Consider the following 20,555-nt stretch of genomic DNA (forward strand, 5'->3'; position numbering starts at 1 on the left):
GTCCTTAGTCGGCGAGGAGTGTTCGGAGTGCCTTGCGGGCGCGGTTGCCATCGAGTCCCATGCATTTGGAGTACCAGTAGTAGGTTTCCTCGACGCTCATGGCGTTGATTCCGGCGACGAGGGCCCGGACCCGTTCATGCTTGGCAATGGGCTGCGTCGTGAACAGCACCAGCGCAAGGCGGACTCCCTCGGCTTCGCCCAGGCGAATCGGTGCCTTCCGTTTGAAAGCCAGCACGCTCGGCTGGTGGCCTGCCTTACGGATCGCGACGAACAGCGCATCAACCACGCGTCCAGCTTGAACGGGTGTGGCTGTGCTGACCGGTGCCGTGATTGAGCTGCCGTTCTCGCCGTAGCTTTCTTCAAGCGTCACGCCGAAGGCTTCGCCTCGACCCGGCGTTACCACGAGTCGGAACCCTCGGACGCCTTCGACCAGTGAGAGATGGGATGCGGGGCGGAACCGCTTGACCGCACTCACTTGGTCACCTCGGCCGTCATCGTGGTGCTCTTCATACCGAGGTTCTTGACGACCGTGTGAATCTGGCCGAACTGAGCGTCGGTGATGTCCAGAGCGGGGGCGAAACGGAAGACGAGGGTGACCTCCCCCGCTACCTTGTTCGCTCCGCCAATGGCCTTCTTCACATGGTTGTAGGCGGACTGGAAGTCTTGACGGTCTGCGGTGCCCTGGAACTGGACTCCGCCGTTGACTCCCTTGAACTCGGCGCGGATCGTCGCACGAACGGTGATGTGCTGCTTTTGCAGCATGCCGAGCGCTGCCACGGCGAGGTCGATGTCGCTGGTGCCTGAGGCCTCGTCGGCGGTGACCTTCAAGGTCATCGTGCTTACCGTCGGGACCGTGAAGTCCGAAATCTGATCGAGGAGGCTCTGCATTGCTGCACCGCCTGGGCCGGCTGCATTGAAGGTCTTCGAGTTCGGTGTGCGGGTCGGCACCTCGATCTCTTGCGCGTCGGCTGCTTCTCTGCTGAGGATGCGCAGGCCGTCGAGTCCCTTGTCCTTGATCGCGGATGGCGACAGCGCACGGACGCCCGGTGCGGGCTCTGCATCGAGGACAACGAACCACTTGTAGTCGCTGGCTTGTACCGCGGTGGCGAGCAGCTCCAAGACGTCGGTCTTGGTGGGCTCACCGCCGCACTGTGCTTCGAGGCGGGAGCGTATCTCGGCTCCGGTGAGGTCATCGTTGGTGATGACGGCACGCAAGTCGGTCTGGGTCGGCTTGCGAACGAGCAGGCCTCGTGACTGTGCTTCGGAAGCAGTCATCACCTCGGCGTCAGGCTTCATCTCGGGCGAGAACCCGGCCATCGTGCTTGCTGTGTAGGTCTTCCCCGTGCCCGCGTCGTAGTAGACCCAGTTCTCGTTCTTCACCCCATTGACGATCGCTTCACGAATCAGGTTTGGGTTGCGGACGATCTGGATCGTGTGGTCTGTCCAGAAGTAGTCGGCGATCGAGCGTGTGGTGGCGGAGCTTGTAGCGTGCCAGGTCTTCGACCGGAGGTACGAGGCGGTGAACGGACTGCTCCGAATCTTGTCCTCGTCTTCGAGCAAGCTCAATACCGCTGAGGTCGCATTCTTTGTGTCCCCTTGTGCCTGGGCCGGGAGCTCACGGTGGCGGAGGTACCCGGTCGCCTTGTCCCCAGAGGGAAAGTAGATGTGCTTGTAGCAGCGGGTTACCGCGATACGGGCGTTGAGCGTGGCTTCCTTGTTGTAGACCTCCACCTTCTTGCGAACTTCGTCGCTGAACTGTGCGAGTCGAGCGGCGTCGCTGGCGAGGTTGTTGGATGCGATCAAAGCTCGTGCTCGATCTTTCAGCACTTCGATTTGCTCTTCGTCGGGGACTGCGAACACCACGGCGTTGCGGTAAGTCCGCGGGCTGCCGACGGAGCCGACCTTGTCCAGCATCTCAACGACTGCGGAAGGTGGCTGCTCTGCGCCCTTCTGCGTGACGGCCACGACGTTGTAGTCAAGCACGACCACTCTCAGGCCTGCCTCGTCGTGGACCTCGGCAGGGCCCGACGGGAAGTGCACGGCTTTGGCGCCACCATCGTTAGCGAACGCGTTGCGGATGAGTGTGTCGACCATCGCCGCGACGGCGGTATTGGCGACGTTGCGCTTCTCGGTCTCGATGATGGCGTTGACGTTCGGTTCGATGTTGAAGCGCCATCGCCCACCATCGAAAGACAGATGCCAGAAGACCTTCTCGGATTCCGTGAGTGCCTTCTCGAAGATGGCGGTGTCTTCGCCTGGGCGGAGCGTGCCGACGATCCAGTCGTTGCGGCCGGCTCCTGCGGTCGCCACCATTTCAAGCGAATGTGTGAACACCGTGCGTGCGACGCGGGTGGTGTAGGCAGGTTTGCCGGGGAAGATATCAGTGTCCACTGCGGCGGAGTGCGACTGTTTGCCTGCGAAGTCTCCCTCGGCCACAGATGCGTACTCGGACCGTCCGAGACCATCGGTGAGATGGTTCAGCACCGGGTCGTTGTCGTAGTCGATGTCACCAACGTTGATGATCGCGGTGTCATCGTTCGTCGCGTAGATGTGTGCCACGACCTCAGCCAGCAACTTCAACGCGCCTCTTGCTCGCTGGAACTGTGTGATATTGCCCAGGCGCTTATCCAGGACACGGACGAGCTCGGGGTGGAACGGGTACGTCTTGGTGACCAGCTCGCCGTAGGTCGCAGGGTGTTCGGCGCCGCCCGCCAACTGCTCGGTCTTGCCGAGTGTCTCGTACAGGTCTCGGTAGGCGTCACCAGCAGCAGTCGCCGCAGTCTGATCGACCGAGGCAAAGATGCGTTTCTTGAGGATTTCGCCGATTTCGTTGTCGTCGGCAGGGCGGATCACTGCGGACGGTTGCACGGCGCGGGTCAGTACGTCCCCGGTCTCCTCCGCTGCCTTGACGGAGGCGGCGTTCGCCGCGTCGGCCCGTTCTTTCTCGTCGCCGGTGAGGTCGCTGATCTCGGTGGTCTCTGCACCGAAGGCGTTGGTGGTGGCCGCCAGGGTGATGATGACTGAGACCCGATTGGTCGGGTCAGACGCGACCTCGAACAGGTTCCCCAGGAACACCGGGATTGCGCGGGCCATGCGACGCACGTCCTCGCTGCCCGAGGAGGACACCGCTCGCAGGTACTTGGCGATCTCGTCCACGATGACGATCGTTGGCCTGCCGCCGAACGCCGCCTTAATGGTGCCTGTTCCCGGCGCAGTGCGCTCGGCGTCATTGGCAGCCATCACGGAGAAGGCGTTGTCACCGATCTGTGCCGCCATCTCGCCCCACAGCGTGTAGGTGCGGTGGCCATCGGTGTCGACCCCGGCGGTGGGGTCGAGAGCGTCGCCGACGAGCGCGGCAACCTGAACAGCACCATCCGGAAGCAGGCTTGGGTCGATGAACTCTGCGATGTTAGCGGGTCGCGCCCCGCCGGCCAGGTGGTAGACCGCTGTGAGGCCGTGGGTCTTGCCGCCACCAAAGGAGGTGGTGGGCCGCAAGACTCCGTTCTCTCCTGCCGCGCCCTTCGCCCCAGTAATACGACCGAAGGTCTTGGTGAGAAGGGTCTTCAACCCGGAGGTCGGGTAGGTCTGAGCGAAGAATGCCTCGGCGTCCCCGTACACCGGGTAGTGCTCGGCGTCACGTACAACCTTGTCGAGCTGTGCTGCGAAGTGGTTGTCGGCGAGACCGCCCTGTAGCACGTCTTCTCGTGGCACACAGGCAGTGCGCAGCGGGATCAAACTCAAGTCGCTCATATGTCTTCCTTCTCAAACCAGCTGCAAGCGGTCGAGCTCGCACGATTCGCTACCTCGCGCGTCACTTGTCTCCCTCCGATGCAGCGTGGCCGTTTCGCACCCAGTCATCCACTTCGCTGGCCTGGAACTTCCAGAGGCGCCCGACCTTGTGCGCGGGCATGGCCTTCTCGGCGATCCAGGTGTACACAGTGTCTTTGGTGATCCCAAGGTGGGCGGCGATGTCGTCGGCAGACAGCCACGGCTCAGCCACATTGGTCCTCCCTCGCTCCTTGGCCAGACAGGCCAGCAGTCGCAAGCCTACCGGAGGGGTGCCGTTTGAGTTGGGTTTTTGCGGGCGTGGTGGGTCAAGGCGGGTCGCGCCGGGCCGAGAGCCACGTGGTCACTATCTTCTGCCATCGGTCGGGGTCGGTGTTCCAGCAGAGTGTGTGGTCGGCATCGAAGGTCTCCAGTTCGACGAGGCCCGGGCGGGCGTCTCGAAGTGCTTGTGAGAGTCGGATGGGCACGGAGTCGTCTCGGGTGCCGTGGAGGATCAGCGTCGGCGTGGTGAGGTCTGCGGTTCGCGCGGTCCAGTCGAACGAGCGAAGTGCGATGCGGCCCGGCAACCCGACGGTACGCGCCAGTGGGGCGATGGTGAGCCACGGGATCGCGAGGTGTCCGGCTGCTGCGGGCAGTCCGCTGCGGACGCAGTTGGCCTTGATGACTTCGGTCCAGTTGAGGACTGGTGAGTCGAGGACGAGCGCGGCGATCAGCCATTCGTGTCGCGGATGGGCAGCGAGTTGGAGGGCGATGGCGGCTCCCATTGACCAGCCGAAGAGCACGATTCGTTGGGCTCCTCGTCGGACGGCGTATCCGATGGCCTCGTCAACGTCCGCGGTCTCGGTGTGGCCGAGGGTTGATCGGCCGGTGCCAACGCGTGGCCCTTCTACTGTGTTGCGGTAGCTGACGACGAGGGAGGTGTAGCCGAGTTCGGACGCGGCGAGGACGCCGCGGAATGTGCCGGCGTGGGTGCTGCCGAGGCCGTGGATGTGGATCGCCCAGGTCGAAGGGTCGCCGTCGATGCGCCAGGCCGGGCACGATCCTGCCGGGGTGGTGATGGTGATGTCGCGGGCGTGGAGTCCGGCGTCGGCTGGGGTTGCGAAGTAGATGCCGCTCCATGAGGCGCGGTCGCCGTCCTTCGGTCTGAGGCCAGGTGCAGTGCCTGTGATCCTGCGGGCGACGCGGGTGGGTCCGCGATCGATGACCTCGGTGGAGAGTTGCGCCCAGCCGCCGTGCTCGAACCAGAGGTTGTAGATGCCGTGCGCGGTGGTCTGCTCGGTTCGGTCGAGCACGATGAGGTCGCCGTTGTCGCCGTGTTCGACCCTGCGGATGGTGAGGTCGAACGTGCGTGGGCCGACGGGTGCGGTGAGCCGCCGCGCGATGCTCCACCCGAGCCCGCCGGCTGCTGCTGCCGCGATCCCGCTGCCGAGGGCGATGCGCCCGATCACGATTCACGCTCCTCGACATTCGGGACGGGCAAGGCCGTCGCGACGGTGGTGTCGTTTCCGACGAGGTGACTCTCGGCTCGTTCGAGTAGGTCGCGGTCGTCGGTGCTGATGTCGAAGGTGATGCGGGGGTCGATCATCGCGTCGCGGATTTCGACGATCTCTCGGTGGAGGTGCCCTTCGGGGTCTTCGCTGTTGGCGGCGAGGGGGTCGGCCTGGCTCAGCCCGGGCCGTGCATGTGTCGCTCGGAGCCAGAGCGGCTCCAACTGCGCCGTGAAGGAGATCGTGTGCCGACGCCGGGCGCGGTTCTGGGCGCGGCGAACGGCGGGCTGGACCGCGAATCCGGCGCAGAGGAACACGAAGGTGAGGACGGAAAGCGGATCATAGGCGGCCTGGATGGCGTGCATGAGGTGGAGGTGGCCGGTTGCGTGGGCGATGTCCAGAACGATCACGGCAAGGCAGAGCGCGACGCCAAACGCTGATCCCAGACTCAACAGTGCGGCGGGCAGGCGCTGAATGCCGGCGCTGTCGCGATACTGCCGTGTGGCGAGGACGAGCATCGTCGCGATGACAAGTGCCCCGTAGCTGAAGTTGATGATCGAGTAGACCGCTGCTGCGGGTTGCGCGCCGAGATCACTCATGAATCGTGTCGTGGTGGTGCCGCGATGGATGAACAGGAATGCTGCCGTGATCGCGAGTAGCGCGACGAGCAGGACGGGCGCGCTGACGGCGGCGCGGACGAGCCTGGGCCGGTACTTGCCGGACTTCATGACGCCGCGTCCGAGGAAGAACAGCCCAGTCATTAGCAGGGCGTCCGCGATCAGCGTCGCGATGTTCGTGCCGCCGAGGAGCGGATCGACGACCGTGTAGATTCCATCGACGTTCAAGGTCATCGCGATGGCGATGGTGAAGGCGGCGCGGGTGATACTTCTGTCGGTGCGTTTGCGGCGGAAGATAAGCAGGCTCGCCACGAGCGCCCACATGAGCGTAGCGACGAGCATCTGGATCATCCGAATATCTCCGAGAAGGCCGACTCTGCGAACACTGATCCTCGGATGCCGGCGGCGAGCTTGTCGGCGAGGGACTCGGCTGCGATCTCAGTTTCGCTGTCAAGGTCTTGCCGCCGGAGCAGGCGTCCACGGGTGTACGGCGGGATATTGGGCAGCAGCGCCTCGTCGACGGTGCAGTCATCGCCTTCGCAATGGCCGAGGATCATGTGGGCGAGTTCGTGGAGGATGAACTGCTGTCTGTGGAGTGTCGAGTCAGTGTGGGCGTGGAGCACGAGGTCGTCGGTATCGGTTGCCAGCCAGAGCGCACAGAGGCCGTCGTGGGTATCAAGATCAGCCAGCTCAATGACCCGAAGTCTGCGGTGCCGCTGGTCCTGGACAGAGCGGAGGAGCTCGTCGAAGGTGAAGGTACGCCCGAGCCGAAGGCCCGCCACGGCCGCCGATACGGTCTGTTCGGTATTCACGGTTCGCCCCTCTCAGTGGGGAGCAGCGACCGGTATCGGCTTCGCCTTGCGCGACACCCAGTCAGTGCTCAGGCGTTGGTGTCATTTCCTCATCCAGGAACTTAGTGATGGCGTGGAGTGCTTTCGGCGAGATGTCGCCGAGAGTGCGGGCTGCGTAAGACTTGACCTTCGCGGCACGCATGGACCGAACGAGATCAAGTTGCGCAGAGACCTTCTCGGGAGTGGCCGCACCGTCTTCGCCGAGGAGGAAGGCGGCGTCCACGTCGAAGAACGCGGCGAGCCCCTCGAAGACGGCGGGGTCTTGGACGTAGCGGTGGCCGTTGACCATGTATGTCCAGCGCGACCGCGACAGGTTGGTGCCTCGTTCATGGAGGTAGCCGGCGATCTGCGAGTAGGTCGGTTCCGTGCCGGACTCGGCGACGGCGACGTCCATCAGGAGCCGTAGACGTTTGGCGAGGTCTTCGGCCGCAGCCTGGCTCTCGTCTTCGGTCATGGTGGCTGACCCCCTTCCCTTCGCGACGGGCAAGGCATCGATGTAGTCCACCCGGAGGGTGGTTGTGCATGCTCAACGGTACTCGTTGAGCATGCACAAATCAAGGCTTGCGCATGCTCAACGATCGGTGTTAGAACAGGACTCCAGAACATTTGAGCATGCTCAATGCTCGGTTCCGGCCTCGGCTCGGGCTGCCTCAAGGAGGTGAACGATGTCCAGCTCACGTTTCGGGCGCGGGTGTTCGCGCCTACCTGCCAGGTGTACCGCCGCGCGCAACCTTGGCGCGGCCAGCCGAAGAGGAGGCCAGAGCATGGCATCGAACGAGGACGCCCGCGCGGCGCGAGAGGCGAAGCTCGACGAGCTGCACGAGAAGCTGACCGGCGCGGTCGAGTCGCTGGTCTCGGGTGACGATTGGCGGCAGGCGCTCGCCTTCGCGGCACGGCTCAGGTCGCGGTCGTTCAACAACACGATGCTGATCTGGGTGCAGCACGAAGCCGCCTACGAGGCGGGCCGTGTGCCAGAACCCTTCCCCACCCTGGTCGCCGGATACCGGCAGTGGCAAGGGCTCGGGCGGCAGGTGATGAAGGGCCAGCTGGGGTACATGATCTTCGCGCCCGTGACGGGCCGGTTCGCTACCGCGACCCCTGCCGATGCGGGATCGTGGCGACGACTCGGGCCGAGGGAGAAGCCGAAGGCCGGCGAGGTGGTGCGCTCGCGGATGGTCGGGGCCAGGCCGGCCTACGTGTGGGATGCCTCCCAGACCGACGGCGAGCCGCTGCCGGTGCCGCCCGCTCCGACGCTGCTGGAAGGCGAAGCACCGACGGGGCTGTGGGAGGGGCTGGCCGGGCAGATTCGCGGCGCGGGGTTCGAGGTGCTGCGGATGCCGCACGAGGGGATGATCTCCGGCGCGAACGGCATGACCGACTACGAGGCGCGCACGGTCGCGGTGCGGGAGAACATGGACCCTGCCGCGCAGGTCAAGACCCTCGCGCACGAGCTGGCGCACGTGCTGATGCACGATCCCGACGACGAAGAGGCGCGGCAGCATCGCGGCATCCGCGAGGTCGAAGCCGAGTCCGTCGCGCTGATGATTGGCGCCGCGCACGGCATGGACACCGCCCGGTACACGATCCCGTACGTCTCAACCTGGGCCACCCGCGTGGACGGTCAAGAGCCCGCCCAGGTGGTGCAGGGCACCGGCGAGCGGGTGCGGAAGACCGCGCTGGCGATCCTCGACCAGCTCGACACGCTCCAGGTCGGCGACGGCACCCCGCCCGGCCTCGACCGCGACACCCCCAGTCCGCGCACCTCCCGCACCGCTGCGTCTGCGGTGGAGGCGAATCGTCCGCGTGTTGCGCCGGTGCCGGCGCTGTCGGGGCGGGTGCTGTGATGCCCGAGCCAATCGATGTCCTCGCGGCGCTGATTCGCGTGGATCGCGCGCCAAGCCTGGCGTTCGCCGCGGGCGCCCTCGCGGCGGCCGGCGTGCCCGTGTTCCCGTGTCTGGTCGAGGGGAAGCGTCCGCTGACCCGTCGTGGGTTCCTCGATGCGAGCAGCGACCCGGAACAGGTCGCGGCGTGGTGGTCGCGCACACCGGACGCGAACATCAGCATCCCGACAGGCGCTGCATCGGGCGTTGTCGTCGTCGATGTCGATGTCCATGGCCCCCACGATGGCCGCGCGGCATTCGAGCGCGCCTCCGAGGCGGGGCTCGTCGATGGAGCGGGTCTGTTGGTGCGCACACCCACCGGTGGCGCGCACGTGTACTTCCCGGCAACACCTGGCCGGGAGCAGCGGTCGTGGCAGGCAGCCACTGCGGGTGTCGATTTCCGGGGCGACGGCGGCTACATCATCGCTCCGCCTTCCCGGCGAATCATCGACGGCAACGTCCGCCGCTACGAGGTCGCCGACATCGCCGCTCACTCGGTCGGCACGGTGGACGCGACCCGCCTGCGGGACTTCCTCGACCCGCGCCCCGTCACCCGACCACGCGCCAACGACACCTCGGTCGCCGTGGATGGGAAGCGGCTGGCGGCGTGGGTCGCCAGGCGGGGCGAGGGCGAGCGGAACCGGGGCCTGTTCTGGGCCGCCTGCCGCCTCGCCGAGAACGGCGTCTCGCCCTCCGACGCGCTCGATGCCCTGGGTGCTGCGGCACAGTCGGCGGGTCTGGGCGATCGCGAGATCACCACGACCGTGCGCTCGGCCTACCGAGCCACCCAGCCTCCATCGGAGGCCACGTCAGGCCGCCGGATGCAGAGCGCGGATCGGTGGTTCGGCTACTCGGCGAGCCCACCGTCCCCAGCCCTTGGGAGGGCTGGGTTGTGAGGCGTGAATCGGAAGGACGGCGCTGGGCCGCCATGACGGCGGTCGCGGGGACGGTGTTCATCGCCGCCGGGGCGTTCTGGCTGTCGTTCACGTCGCTGGCCGATCTGGCCGCTCGCTCCGGGATCGGGGCTGGGCAGGCGTGGGCGTGGCCGCTGATCGTGGACGGCATCATCGTCGTCGCCACGGTCGCCGTCGTCGCCCTCGCCGGGCAGCACTCGGCCTGGTACCCGTGGGCGCTGCTGGTCGGCGGCGCACTCGTCTCGGTCACGGCGAACGCCATTCACGCCGTCGTCGCCGCAGACGCCGACGTCCCAAGGATGCTCGCGGCCTCGGTCGCCGCAGTGCCGCCCGTCGTCCTGCTCGCCATCACGCACCTGACAGTGATCCTCACCCGCACACCCGACCCCGACACGCAACCTGCCGCCTCGCGTCCGACGGTCGCTGCGGAGTCGATGCCAGCGCTGCCGTCTGGCGAGCCGGAACCGAACCGTCGCGACGATGGTGTGGTGGATCGGCGGGCGCTGGGGTGGGAGCTGCGGGAGGCGGGCTGGTCGAACAAGCGGATCGCCCGCGAACTCGGGGTGCATCCCTCGACCGTAGGCCGCTGGTTCGCCGTCGCACACCTGACTGACACAAATGACACCGCCGACGAGCGGGAGGAGACGACCCCATGAACACCAGCGACAACGCGCAGCACACCGACTCGGTAAGGCCCGATCCGGCGAGGCTGGTCCTCGAGGAGCCGCGGGAGCGCCCCGAGCCAGTCGAACCGGCGAGCACGCCGGAGGCGGTGCAGGCAGCGCAGGTCGCCCGCGACGACAAGCAGCACGCGATCGTTCGCGGGCGCGGCGTGGAGTGGGTACGCCCCACCGACCTGATCGCCCGGCACTCCGCGCACGCAGCCGGCCGTGGCCTCGACTTCCAGGCCGAGCTGGCACGCCGTACTGGCACCCCGCTCGGGGCCGCAGTTCGTCGTCTCGGGGGCCGTGCCCGGCGACTGCCTCCGATCTCGGCGTTCGGACGCAGCACCGCGCCTGCCTCGCAAGTGTCCCGCTCCGGGGTCTCGATGAGTTGACGGCGGTGAGAGGTCATGGCTGCGACGGCATCGGCATGCAGGACGCACTCCTGGGAGCGAGTGCGCACCTGCCTGCCAGGAGGTGCCGACACCATGACCACACCAACCCGCACCAACACCGCGCAGCCGCCAGACCGCGGGGGTGAGGACTTCACCACCAGCGAGGGCGTGCGCGCCCTGCTCAACCGCCTCGCCGAGGGCGGCGAGGATGCCTGGGTTCACGACCCGGTAGCCCGCGACCTGATGGAGTTCGCCGCCGACAAGTACCGCGCTCTCGCGAGGAAGCACAAGCTCGACACCTGGGAAGCGGTCACGGCGGCGTTCGACGCGATGCAGAACCGCTCGACCCGCGAAGCCAACGACCCGTGGGCGATCATCACCCACGCCGTGCGGATCACCTGCGTCTACGAGGAACGCGCCCAAGGGCTGCTCTGCTCGGTGCACCAGGCCCGCCGCGCGCACGTCTCGGCGTTCCACGACCCCGAACGATTCTCCGAACGCGACACCGCACTGGCCGACTACCACCCCGCGTTCCACACCACCGACCTGCGTCCCAGCGATCTCGAACCGGAGCCGCGCGACGGACTCGGGTCAGCGCAGGCGTGCATCTCCGCCGGATCGGCGGCCGAGGACGCCATCGCGATGCTGTGCCTGCTCCACTGGCCGACCGACACCGCACGGGCCGCTGTCGAGCACGTCTGCGGCGCGTTGATGAAGGCCGGCACCCGCCAGTCCGCCTACGAGACGCTTCGCCGCGACCGGCACGCGCGGGCACTGCTCGACCTCCCGCGCCGCTCCTGGTCCGCCCTCCTGAAAGCGCTACTCGGGAACCCCCACCCGGCCTACGTGGCCACCAGCAGCGGCCGCGGCATCCTGCTCCGGCTGCTGCTCGGCGAGACCCTCGACCTGCTGCTCCGGGACGACGATCTGATCCTCGCGCTCGCACTGGCTGCTCCGGGCGGTGGGGGCGGTGAGTCGTCGTGACCGAGCCACAGGTCGGCAGCATCCAGCTCGACCGCACCGTCGAGTCGATCCTCGTCGGCACCCGGCACCGCGCCGACCTCGGCGACATCGACGCACTCGCGGCATCCATCGACCGCGACGGCCTGCTGCAACCGCTCACGATCACCATCGACGGCGTACTCGTGTGCGGAGCACGACGCCTGACCGCGATCAAGAAGCTCGGCTGGCGCACCGTCAACGTCTGGGTTCGCAGTGGCCTGTCCGACCGGCTCGGGCAACTCCTCGCCGAGCAGGACGACAACATGCTCCACAAGCCCTACACCCAGCTCGAAGCCGCCGGACTCTACCGCGAGATCAAGCAAGTCATGGCCGAAGACGCCGCCCGCCGCAAGAGCGCCACCCAGTTCAGCAGCGAAAACCAGCCGGGAAACGACGGTCCCGCAAAATTTGCGGGACCGTCGAGCGCACTCGGCGATGCGCGGGAGCAAGCGGCCGCGATGATTCCCGGCGGTGCCTCGCACACGACACTGGAGAAGATCGGCTACCTCGAAGACATCGCCAACAACCCCGCCCAGCCCGAGACGTTGCGCGCCGAGGCCGCCGCCGGGCTGGAACGGATCGAGGCCGGTGACCCGGTGCATCCCATCTACCAAGCGATCCGCGAAGCCGACACCACCGAGCGGGAGCGGCGCGAAGCCGAACTGCACGCCCGCGCCGAAGCAGCCGTAGCCCACGCAAAGTCGATCAAGAAGGGCAAGCGCACCCCACCCCGTCCATTGCCGCTCGTCACCGACGACGGGCAACCAGTCCGCTACCCAGTCCGGGCATTCGTCCAGACCTGGGGCGAACTGACGAACTGGTGGACCCACTACGACGCCGACACACTCGCCGCCGAACTGACCGACGAGCAGTTCGAGAACTTCCTCACCACCACCGACGGCACCGTCCGATTCGCCGACGCCCTCCGAGCCGCCCGCGAAGGCACGGCGGAGCGGCCACGCCTCCGCGCACTCTGACCGCAGGCGCAGGTGCCGGGTGCGCACCTGCTCGGCATGAGCCCTGCACCCACCGATCCCTGGAACCGCCGCCGACTCGTCGCCCTCATCACCGCCGGCATCGTCCTGCTGCTCCTAGCAGGCATCGGCGTCTACGGACTCCTCACCGGCCCCGGCAGCAGCACCAGCCCCGATCCTGACCCGGAGCCCGGCCCAACCACGACGGCACCGCCGACGATGGCACCGAGCACGCCCCGGCCACCGCAAATTCCAGCGGTTCCGCGTTCGGCCAATCCCGAGACCTTCGCTCGGGGCGTCGCGTCCACGCTGTTCGCCTGGGACACGGCCTCGGGTCTGTGGCCGCTGGACTACACCTCGGCGATCCTCACGGTCGGTGACCCCAGCGGGGAAGAGCAAGCCGGTCTGGCCTCCGACGTAGCGACGTACCTGCCGACCCGCGACGCCTGGATCGAGCTGCGGCAATACGCCACCCGCCAGCACCTCACCATCGACACCGCGTACGTCCCCGACGCCTGGGCCGACGCGGTAGCGCAGGCACAGCCGGGGCAGCTCGCGGCAGGAACGACGGCCGTCACGATCGAGGGCACTCGCCACCGTGCCGGGGTCTGGAACGGCCAACCGGTCACCAGCGAGCATCCGGTCGCGTTCACCGTGTTCGTCGTCTGCGCACCGACCTATCCGACGTGCCATCTGCTGCGGCTGTCGCAGCTCGACAACCCGCTGCGCTGACGGGGATGGTGTCGTGTTCCGCAAAGCCGCCATCGCAGCCCTGGCGCTGCTGTTCTTCGCCCCCGCCGCAGCACTCCTCGGCGTCGGGGTGCTGATGAACCCCGCTGCCGCCTACTGCGCCACGCCTACCGGGACTGTGAACCTCGGACTGATCCCGGACTCGCTCACCGTGACCACCGCGAACGGCGAGACCTTCACTCTGAACCGTCAGCAGCTCAGGCACGCGGCCACGATCATCGCCGTCGGCAACGGCATCACCGACATGGGCAGACCAGGAATCAAGATCGCGCTGATGGCCGCACTCACCGAATCCACGCTGCGGATGCTCACCAACACCGGCACCTACCCCGAGTCGGCGAACTACCCCAACGACGGCAACGGCGGCGACCACGACTCACTCGGCCTGTTCCAGATGCGCCCACAATCGGGATGGGGCACCGTCGCAGAGTTGATGGACCCCACCTACCAGGCGCGAGCGTTCTTCGGCGGGCCGACAGGACCGAACTACCCCTCGCCACGTGGCCTGCTCGACATCCCCGGCTGGCAACAGATGGACGCCGGCGAAGCCGCCCAAGCCGTCGAAGTGTCCGCCTACCCCGACCGCTACCGCAACTACGCGCCCGTCGCCGACAGCATCCTCGCCGCCCTCACCAGCGGAGGCAGTACCGCTGGTGGTGTGGGTGGTCCGGCCGTCTCGTCGTCGCGGGTGGTGTTCCCGCTACCCGAGGGCACCTGGGTGCTGACCTCGCCGTTCGGGATGCGCGTGCACCCGATCACGGGCGAACGGAAGATGCACACCGGCACCGACTTCGCAGCACCCGACGGCACGCCGATCCTCGCCGCCGCGGACGGCACCGTCACCGTCGCGGAGTTCACCGGCGGGTACGGCGGCCTCATCGTCATCGAGCACACCATCGACGGCAAGACCATCGCGACCGCGTACGCGCACATGTGGCAGAGCGGCATCCACGTCCGTCCCGGAGACCGGGTGAGCGCCGGGCAGCACATCGGCGATGTCGGCTCCTCGGGCATGAGCACCGGCGCACATCTGCACTTCGAGGTCCGGCCCGGCGGCACGAACGGCGAGACCATCGACGCCGCCGCCTGGCTCAACGAGCACGGGGCTGCGAACCTGCCCACGGCGACCAGCGGATCACCCGCCGCCTGCAACAACACTGCTGGTGCGCCGACCGGTGTCGATGGAGACCCCGACCGGCTCATCGACGATCCCACCAGCTCGGGCAAGATCACCGCCCGCATGCTCCACCTCTACCAGCAGACCCCCGCCGCGTTCCCCGACACCGGCTGGGGCTGCTACTCGCCGCGCCCCGGAACCAAGTCGGAGCATCCGCTCGGCAGGGCGTGCGACATCACCTTCGGCAACCGGATCAGCCAGCGACCCACCCCAGCACAACTCGACGCCGGCTGGAAGGTCACCAACTGGATGAAAGTCAACGCCGACGTGCTCGGCATCGAATACCTGATCTGGCAAGGGAAAATCTGGTCCCTCGCCCGCGACGCCGAGGGCTGGCGACCCTACAACGGCGGCGGCATGCACGATCCCGCCTCCATCACCGGAGGCCACTACGACCACCTCCACGTCACAGTCAAGGCAAACTAGCAATTATTACGTTAGATGTAATCCGCGACGGCCGGAATCGTGCGTATTCGCTGGTCAGGCAAGGGTACCAGGGGTCACTGATCTGAGCCTTGAACCCGGCTCTTGACCAGGGGAAACGCACCAAGTCTTACGTTAGATGTACTTTTCATACATTAGATGTAAGACTGTTGGAGTGGACTTCGAGGACGGGAACCGCGCCGGATCGGTGACGGCGTTGCGGGCGGGCAACGTGGCGTTGCTGCGTCCGGCGGAGCAGGTCTTCGATGACATGCTCACGGGCTGGTCGGCGCAGCAGGTCTCACGGATGCTGAACCCCAAGACGATCGGGGCGCGCTTGTCGCAGGTGCGCCGGTTCGCCGTGTTCTGCGGGAGCTTGCCGTGGGAGTGGTCGCCCGCCGATGTCGAGGAGTGGACGACCGAGCTGGTCTCCGGCGACAAGCCGTGCTCGCACGGCACGATCCGCTCGTATCAGAACGCGGTCGCGTTGTTCTGCGACTACCTGACCGACCGCCGCTACGGCTGGATCGAGCGATGCGAGGAACTGTTCGGCACTCATCCGGTGCAGGTCTGCCATGAGTGGAACACCGCGATCCACACCAGCGATCACGAGGCACGCCCGGCGGTCCGGCCACTGTCGCGGGAAGAGGTACAAGCCTTCTTCGACTACGCCGACGATCGCGCCGACCATGCTCGCACGCGCGGAAAGAAGGGCTGGAAGTCGGTGTTCCGCGACGCGACCCTGTTCAAGATGATCTACGCCTTCGGGCTGCGCCGCCGCGAGGTCGGGATGCTGGACCTGCATGACTTCACCCGCAACCCGACCGCGACCGAGTTCGGCCGGTACGGGGTCTGCAACGTCCGCTGGGGCAAGGCCAGCAAAGGCTCCCCGCCCCGTCGGCGGGCGGTGCTGGCGGTGTTCGACTGGACCCGCCCAGTGATCGAGGAATACGTCACCGACGTGCTGCCGCTGTTCGACACGGCAGGCGCCGGGATGCTGTGGCCGACCGAACGACAATCCAGGATCACGGGCAGCTACGTCGGGATGAGGTTCGCCGAGTACCGCGACGACCTCGGCTTCGACGCCGCGCTGCACCCGCACTGTCTGCGGCACTCGTATGTGACCCATCTGATCGAGGACGGCTTCGACCCGCTGTTCGTGCAGCAGCAGGTCGGGCACCGGTGGGGATCGACCACAGCCCTCTACACCGGCGTCTCGGGCGACTACCGCAACCGCACCCTGCGCCGCGCCCTGGACGCCGCGTTCACCCCACCGACCGCAACCGAGGAAGGATCACGCTGATGACGAAGACCGTCGCCTACCACTGGCACCTGCGCAAGATCATGAACGAGCACGGCATGAACGCCACCACCGAACTGGTGCCGCTGCTGGCCGACCGGGGCGTGGTGATGACCTCGACCCAGGTCTACCGGATCGTCACCGGCGAGCCGGAGCGGTTGAACATGCGGCTGCTCGCCGCGCTCTGCGACATCCTCGACGTCACCCCCAACGACCTGATCGAGCCCTACGTCGCCACCAGCTCGCGGCGCGGACGCAAGACCGGCACCACCGGCACCAGCACGCAGTCCAAGCCCAGCCGGAACCGTCCAACTCGCGCAGTCATCAAGCCTGCTGGGGACTGACCGGACCAGATGGCGAGCACGATCGTCCCCGGTGAGTGTTTCCGCTGCGGACGGGTGAGGAACCTGCGCTGGAACCACACACTCAACCGGGGTGAGTGTCGGGCTTGCCGCGCCCGCCGCTCACCCCAGGAGACCTGCACCGGCTGCGGCAGGCAGCGGCGAGTCAACGCCCGCACCAGCGACGGCGGCGCTATCTGCACCACCTGCTACGCCCGAAACCGCGCCGGTGAGGATGCTTGCGAGGGATGCGGCACTATCGGCCCGCTCGCCACCCGAGCTGGCGGGAAGTCCGATGGATCGCGGAATCTCTGCGTTCGCTGCTACCGGCACCCGCGTCGGTCCTGCGGCGTCTGCGGCCGGCTCAAGCGAGTCGCGTTGAAAGCGACCGCCGCGAGCCCGGACGTCTGCCCGACCTGCTACCAAGCGCCGGTCATCGACTGCTCCATCTGCGGCCAGCGGTCGCTCGGCCGGCGAACCACCAACCACGGCCGGCCCCGTTGCTTCGCCTGCCAAGCCACCCAGCAGATCGACGCCGCGCTCACCGGCCCGGACGGCACGATCCGACCCGAGCTGAAACCCGTCCGCGATGCCCTGACCGAGCTACGCCAACCCCGCTCGCTGCTGAACAACTGGCACGACTTGCCGAGCCTGCACCTGCTCACCGACATCGCTCAAGGCCGGCTCGACCTGTCACACGATGCTCTCGATGCCCGCCCGCAAGTGTTCTCGGTGACCTACCTGCGCGCGATGCTCGTCGCCTCCGGCGCGTTGCCGCCCCGGGACGAGAACGCCGCCCGGCTACACCGCCACGCCGCCGAAGCCGGCGCCGACATCACCGATCCCGAGCTGCGCGGCGTGCTGTCCCGCTATGCCCGCTGGCACGTCGCCGGCCGCGCCAAGACCAACCGCCACGGCCACCTCACCGCTCATGTCGCCGCACGCTGCCGCAGCGACATTCACACCGCCCACGCCTTTCTCGACGACCTGACCGCGGGCGGTCACACCCTCGACGACTGCCCGCAAGCCTGCGTGGACGCCTGGCTCAGCACGAGCCGCAGCACCCGCCTGGGGTTCGTCCGCTGGCTCACACGAGGCGGCTACCTACCCCGAGTCACGTTGCCCGAACCCGTCGCGGCGAAAGACCCCGCCCATCAGGTTGACGCCGAAGATCAGCTGGCCCTTGCCCGCCGACTCCTGCACGACTCCACCGTCGCCAGCATCGAGGATCGCGCCGCCGCCTGCCTGATCCTGCTCTATGCCCAGCCCGTCGCGAAGATCGCCGCCCTCACCACCGACGACATCGAGGTCCGCGACACGGGAACCTATCTGCGGCTCGGCCGCGAACCGCTGCTGCTGATCCCGCCTCTGGACGGGCTGGTCACCGCGCTACCGGTCGTCAAGCCGTTCGGCACTGCGAGCATCCTGGCTGATGCCCGGTGGCTGTTCACTGGCAAGAACGCGGGCACCCATCTTCATCCCGCTTCACTCATGCGGCGGATGAACCAGCTCGGCATCTTCACCCGCGCCAGCCGGAGCACCGCGCTACTGCACCTGGCCTCCACGACCCCGCCCGCCGTGTTCGCCTCGCTCATCGGCATCCACATCACCACCGCGACCCGCTGGGCTGAACTCACCGGCTCAGCCTGGAACACCTACGCCGCCGCCCGACGCTGACGACCAAGGTCACTCCCGCTCCGTCTGAAGCAAGGTCGCGGTCTGCTCTACCCAGCGTCGTTGCCTGCCCGTCTCGACAGCTCGCCGGTGATAGTGGGAACGGACCCACGCCACCGCGTCTTCTGGCGCGACACCGCTCATCGTTGCCAGCAGCGCCAAAGCCGTCCCGGTCCGCCCGATGCCGCCGCCACACCCGATCTCGACTCGCTCCTCACCGGCACGTTCCCACGCCTCACGCAGCGCCGTCGTCGCGTCGTCGGTCGAGTCCGGTAGCCGGAAGTCTCGCCACCGCACCCAGCGATGAGGCCAAGGACCAGGCGCTGGGTCACGGCCAAGTAGATAGACCGCGAAATCGGGGGCAGGCACATCGCCGCGCGGCCGGCGCACGCCGACGCCGCGGATGCGTCGCCCGTCGGGCAACACCACCACACCCGGCTCGTCAGTCCATGCGTCCACACTTCAACGCTAGCCCGACGGCGGCGGTCCTGCCTGCGCACCTCGCCAGCATGGATTTCGAACGCTTCGAATACTTGCGATCCCCGGTTGGTCAGTAATGACCACGCGACAAGTAGTGGTTAGTTGTCTGGATAACGCCGATTCGCCTGACTAGGCGAGGGTAGCGGCAGGCCGAGAAGCGGGTCCCGGAAGCGGCTGCTGGTGAGGAAGATGGGGACGTGGACTTCGGGGACGGGAAGCAGACCTGGATCGGTGGCGGCGGCGAAGCAAGTCTCGACGATATGCTCACTGGGTGGTCTGGGAGCGGTCCGGGTGCACGGTGTCGGTGCGGGGACAGGTGGCTCGCCGCCAGCTGTTCGACAGTGACACGGACGAAGGGGCACCGCGGCACCGATTGCCGCATATGGTCGAGCCGGTCGTGCGCGGTAAACTGGATGAGGACCTGGCCATCACCAGTTGGCCGAGTCAGCCAGCTCCGAGTCCAGGCCACAGCTGAGCAGACACCTCGAAGCCGATCCGGGTGTTCTGGCCCATACGGCTAGTTTTGCGGAGATCCTGCCGCGGGGGTTCCTTGTCCTGAGGAAGAGAGAGCACGAGTCATGGCGCGTCTTGCTGTTCTGGGTGGCACCGGCTATACCGGAGGCCACATTGTCGCCAAGGCGGTGCGGGCGGGGCACCACGTCACGTCCTACAGCCGCACGGCCCCGTCCGAACCGGTCGATGAGGTCACGTACCGGACGGGGTCGTTGACGGACGCGGCGATCCGCGAGCACGCAGTGGCCGGGGCGGATGTCGTGATCGGTGCCCTCGCCCCGCGGGGTGAGCTGGAGGACTCCCTGGCAGGGGTGTACCGGGAGGTGGCCGGCCTGGCCGCGGCCGGTGGGGTGCGGTTCGGGGTGGTGGGCGGGTTCAGTGCGCTACGGCCGGCGGAGGGGGCTCCGCGGTTCTATGAGTCCGGGGAGCTGCCGCCGGAGTTCGCCGCTGAGGCCCGGACGATGGGCGCGGTGCTGGACTGGTTGCTCAGCGACGCTCCGCAGGGACTGGATTGGTTCTATGTGAGCCCGGCAGCGAACTACGGCCCTATGTGCCTGGTGAGGAGTTGGGCCGGTACCGGATCGGCGGGGAGGTCGCTCTGTTCGATGCTGAGGGGAAGTCGGCGATCAGCGGACCGGACTTCGCCGCGGCGATCGTCGCTGAGATCGACACGCCCACCCACCGGCGGGCTCAGTTCTCCGTCGCCTACTGAGTTCCTGGGCTCTCGCGGGCTCAGCCGCATGACCGCGCCGGCCCGGCGATCGTTACCGGGCGGGCACGCTCAGGAGGCCGGGCCTGCCGCACCGTCAGGCACGAGCGCGTGGGTCATCGGACGAGAAAGATGAGGATGGCCAGGCTCGCGGCGGCTGCGGTGAAGTACAGCGCGGCGATCTTGCCGCTGGGCTTGGTGTGACCGGTGGCGTAGCGGTTGTAGAGGGTTTGCAGCCGGGCTCGGAGGCGGTCTTGGTAGAGCAGGCCGATGATCAGGACCGCGAGGGTCGGCAGGGCGTAGATCGCGGTGTAGCCGATCAGCACGGGCACCGCGGTCTCGGGGCCGATGCCGGTGTCGATGAGGCGTTCGACGGCCAGGAACATCGGGAACGCGTTAGGGATGTCGCTGATCGTGGCGACCAGACCGAGCGGAAGCGCGGTCCAGGCGTTCACCCAGGACGGCAGCCCGTACCCGCGCCGGGGGCGCGCGGTGAATCGCCCCGGGGATAATAGAGGCAGGGAGATTGGAAGAAGGAGATTCTCTCTTGCCAGTGAAATACACCGACGAACTCAAGGCTCGCGCCGTCGAACTCGTCATTCATGCTCAGGCCGATCCGG

21 protein-coding genes and 1 pseudogene are annotated in these 20,555 nt (G+C 67.3%); 13 read left to right on the top strand and 9 right to left on the bottom strand.

Annotated elements, in window-relative coordinates:
* Positions 1–4: 4 nt before the first annotated feature.
* From AACX88_RS09005 to AACX88_RS09035, 7 genes are all read right to left on the bottom strand, one after another.
* Entirely contained in the window at positions 5–475 is a 471-nt protein-coding gene (locus AACX88_RS09005; RefSeq protein WP_273491644.1) for a DUF7680 family protein, read from the bottom strand.
* Positions 472–3,750: an ATP-binding protein gene (locus AACX88_RS09010; RefSeq protein WP_064862403.1), complete on the bottom strand. Its 3,279-nt coding sequence runs from the start codon at positions 3,748–3,750 to the stop codon at positions 472–474. The genes AACX88_RS09005 and AACX88_RS09010 overlap by 4 nt, the downstream gene beginning before the upstream one ends.
* A gap of 61 nt (positions 3,751–3,811) precedes the next feature.
* Positions 3,812–4,000 carry a helix-turn-helix domain-containing protein gene (locus AACX88_RS09015; protein WP_064862402.1) on the bottom strand — a complete coding sequence of 63 codons (189 nt, stop codon included), beginning with the start codon at positions 3,998–4,000 and terminating at the stop codon, positions 3,812–3,814.
* A 94-nt stretch (positions 4,001–4,094) separates the two neighbouring features.
* Positions 4,095–5,234: an alpha/beta hydrolase family protein gene (locus tag AACX88_RS09020; protein ID WP_339392682.1), complete on the bottom strand. Its 1,140-nt coding sequence runs from the start codon at positions 5,232–5,234 to the stop codon at positions 4,095–4,097.
* Entirely contained in the window at positions 5,231–6,241 is a 1,011-nt protein-coding gene (locus tag AACX88_RS09025; protein WP_064862400.1) for an MAB_1171c family putative transporter, read from the bottom strand. The genes AACX88_RS09020 and AACX88_RS09025 overlap by 4 nt, the downstream gene beginning before the upstream one ends.
* Positions 6,238–6,702 carry a hypothetical protein gene (locus tag AACX88_RS09030; RefSeq protein ID WP_339392683.1) on the bottom strand — a complete coding sequence of 155 codons (465 nt, stop codon included), beginning with the start codon at positions 6,700–6,702 and terminating at the stop codon, positions 6,238–6,240. The genes AACX88_RS09025 and AACX88_RS09030 overlap by 4 nt, the downstream gene beginning before the upstream one ends.
* A gap of 61 nt (positions 6,703–6,763) precedes the next feature.
* The gene (locus AACX88_RS09035) at positions 6,764–7,195 is read right to left on the bottom strand and encodes a hypothetical protein (RefSeq protein ID WP_144588308.1); all 432 of its coding nucleotides are present in this window, start codon (positions 7,193–7,195) and stop codon (positions 6,764–6,766) included.
* 310 nt (positions 7,196–7,505) lie between these two features.
* Here AACX88_RS09035 and AACX88_RS09040 point away from each other — a divergent pair, with 310 nt between their 5' ends.
* The 11 genes from AACX88_RS09040 (at position 7,506) to AACX88_RS09090 (ending at position 18,236) form a co-directional block, all read left to right on the top strand.
* On the top strand, positions 7,506–8,585 hold the full coding sequence (locus tag AACX88_RS09040) for an ImmA/IrrE family metallo-endopeptidase (RefSeq protein ID WP_339392684.1): 1,080 nt from the start codon (positions 7,506–7,508) through the stop codon (positions 8,583–8,585).
* Positions 8,585–9,517 (top strand): bifunctional DNA primase/polymerase, encoded by a 933-nt coding sequence (locus AACX88_RS09045; protein ID WP_339392685.1) that lies wholly within the window; start codon positions 8,585–8,587, stop codon positions 9,515–9,517. Before AACX88_RS09040 ends, AACX88_RS09045 begins: the two co-directional genes overlap by 1 nt.
* Positions 9,518–9,549: 32 nt before the next feature.
* Positions 9,550–10,191 carry a DUF2637 domain-containing protein gene (locus AACX88_RS09050; protein WP_144588146.1) on the top strand — a complete coding sequence of 214 codons (642 nt, stop codon included), beginning with the start codon at positions 9,550–9,552 and terminating at the stop codon, positions 10,189–10,191.
* Positions 10,188–10,592, top strand: a complete 405-nt coding sequence (locus AACX88_RS09055; protein WP_144588144.1) for a hypothetical protein — start codon at positions 10,188–10,190, stop codon at positions 10,590–10,592. The genes AACX88_RS09050 and AACX88_RS09055 overlap by 4 nt, the downstream gene beginning before the upstream one ends.
* A 93-nt stretch (positions 10,593–10,685) precedes the next feature.
* Positions 10,686–11,576 (top strand): hypothetical protein, encoded by an 891-nt coding sequence (locus AACX88_RS09060; protein WP_144588142.1) that lies wholly within the window; start codon positions 10,686–10,688, stop codon positions 11,574–11,576.
* Positions 11,573–12,571, top strand: coding sequence for a ParB N-terminal domain-containing protein (locus AACX88_RS09065; protein ID WP_144588140.1), 999 nt, complete (start codon positions 11,573–11,575; stop codon positions 12,569–12,571). The genes AACX88_RS09060 and AACX88_RS09065 overlap by 4 nt, the downstream gene beginning before the upstream one ends.
* 36 nt (positions 12,572–12,607) lie before the next feature.
* A complete protein-coding gene (locus AACX88_RS09070; RefSeq protein WP_144588138.1) occupies positions 12,608–13,300 on the top strand; it encodes a hypothetical protein in 693 nt (230 codons plus the stop codon).
* Between the two features lie 13 nt (positions 13,301–13,313).
* Positions 13,314–14,921, top strand: a complete 1,608-nt coding sequence (locus tag AACX88_RS09075) for a M23 family metallopeptidase (protein ID WP_339392686.1) — start codon at positions 13,314–13,316, stop codon at positions 14,919–14,921.
* A gap of 172 nt (positions 14,922–15,093) precedes the next feature.
* Positions 15,094–16,221, top strand: a complete 1,128-nt coding sequence (locus AACX88_RS09080) for a tyrosine-type recombinase/integrase (RefSeq protein ID WP_272027568.1) — start codon at positions 15,094–15,096, stop codon at positions 16,219–16,221.
* A complete protein-coding gene (locus AACX88_RS09085) occupies positions 16,221–16,562 on the top strand; it encodes a helix-turn-helix domain-containing protein (protein WP_026529664.1) in 342 nt (113 codons plus the stop codon). The genes AACX88_RS09080 and AACX88_RS09085 overlap by 1 nt, the downstream gene beginning before the upstream one ends.
* A 375-nt stretch (positions 16,563–16,937) precedes the next feature.
* A complete protein-coding gene (locus tag AACX88_RS09090; RefSeq protein ID WP_339392687.1) occupies positions 16,938–18,236 on the top strand; it encodes a hypothetical protein in 1,299 nt (432 codons plus the stop codon).
* Positions 18,237–18,245: 9 nt separating this feature from the next.
* Here the strand turns inward: AACX88_RS09090 and AACX88_RS09095 are convergent, their stop codons facing one another.
* Positions 18,246–18,692 (bottom strand): phosphatase domain-containing protein, encoded by a 447-nt coding sequence (locus tag AACX88_RS09095; RefSeq protein ID WP_026529666.1) that lies wholly within the window; start codon positions 18,690–18,692, stop codon positions 18,246–18,248.
* A gap of 599 nt (positions 18,693–19,291) precedes the next feature.
* Between AACX88_RS09095 and AACX88_RS09100 the strand changes: the two are divergent.
* Both AACX88_RS09100 and AACX88_RS09105 read left to right on the top strand, forming a co-directional pair.
* Positions 19,292–19,699: pseudogene (locus tag AACX88_RS09100) on the top strand (NAD(P)H-binding protein); the annotation flags it as partial.
* Positions 19,700–19,791: 92 nt separating this feature from the next.
* Complete coding sequence (locus AACX88_RS09105) at positions 19,792–19,938, top strand: NAD(P)-dependent oxidoreductase (RefSeq protein ID WP_339392694.1); 147 nt, start codon at positions 19,792–19,794, stop codon at positions 19,936–19,938.
* A gap of 113 nt (positions 19,939–20,051) precedes the next feature.
* Here the strand turns inward: AACX88_RS09105 and AACX88_RS09110 are convergent, their stop codons facing one another.
* On the bottom strand, positions 20,052–20,390 hold the full coding sequence (locus AACX88_RS09110; protein ID WP_339392688.1) for a hypothetical protein: 339 nt from the start codon (positions 20,388–20,390) through the stop codon (positions 20,052–20,054).
* Between the last annotated feature and the right edge of the window lie 165 nt (positions 20,391–20,555).

Origin of the sequence: Brevibacterium metallidurans, from assembly GCF_037101285.1 — a bacterium.
GTDB classification, from domain to species: domain Bacteria; phylum Actinomycetota; class Actinomycetes; order Actinomycetales; family Brevibacteriaceae; genus Brevibacterium; species Brevibacterium metallidurans.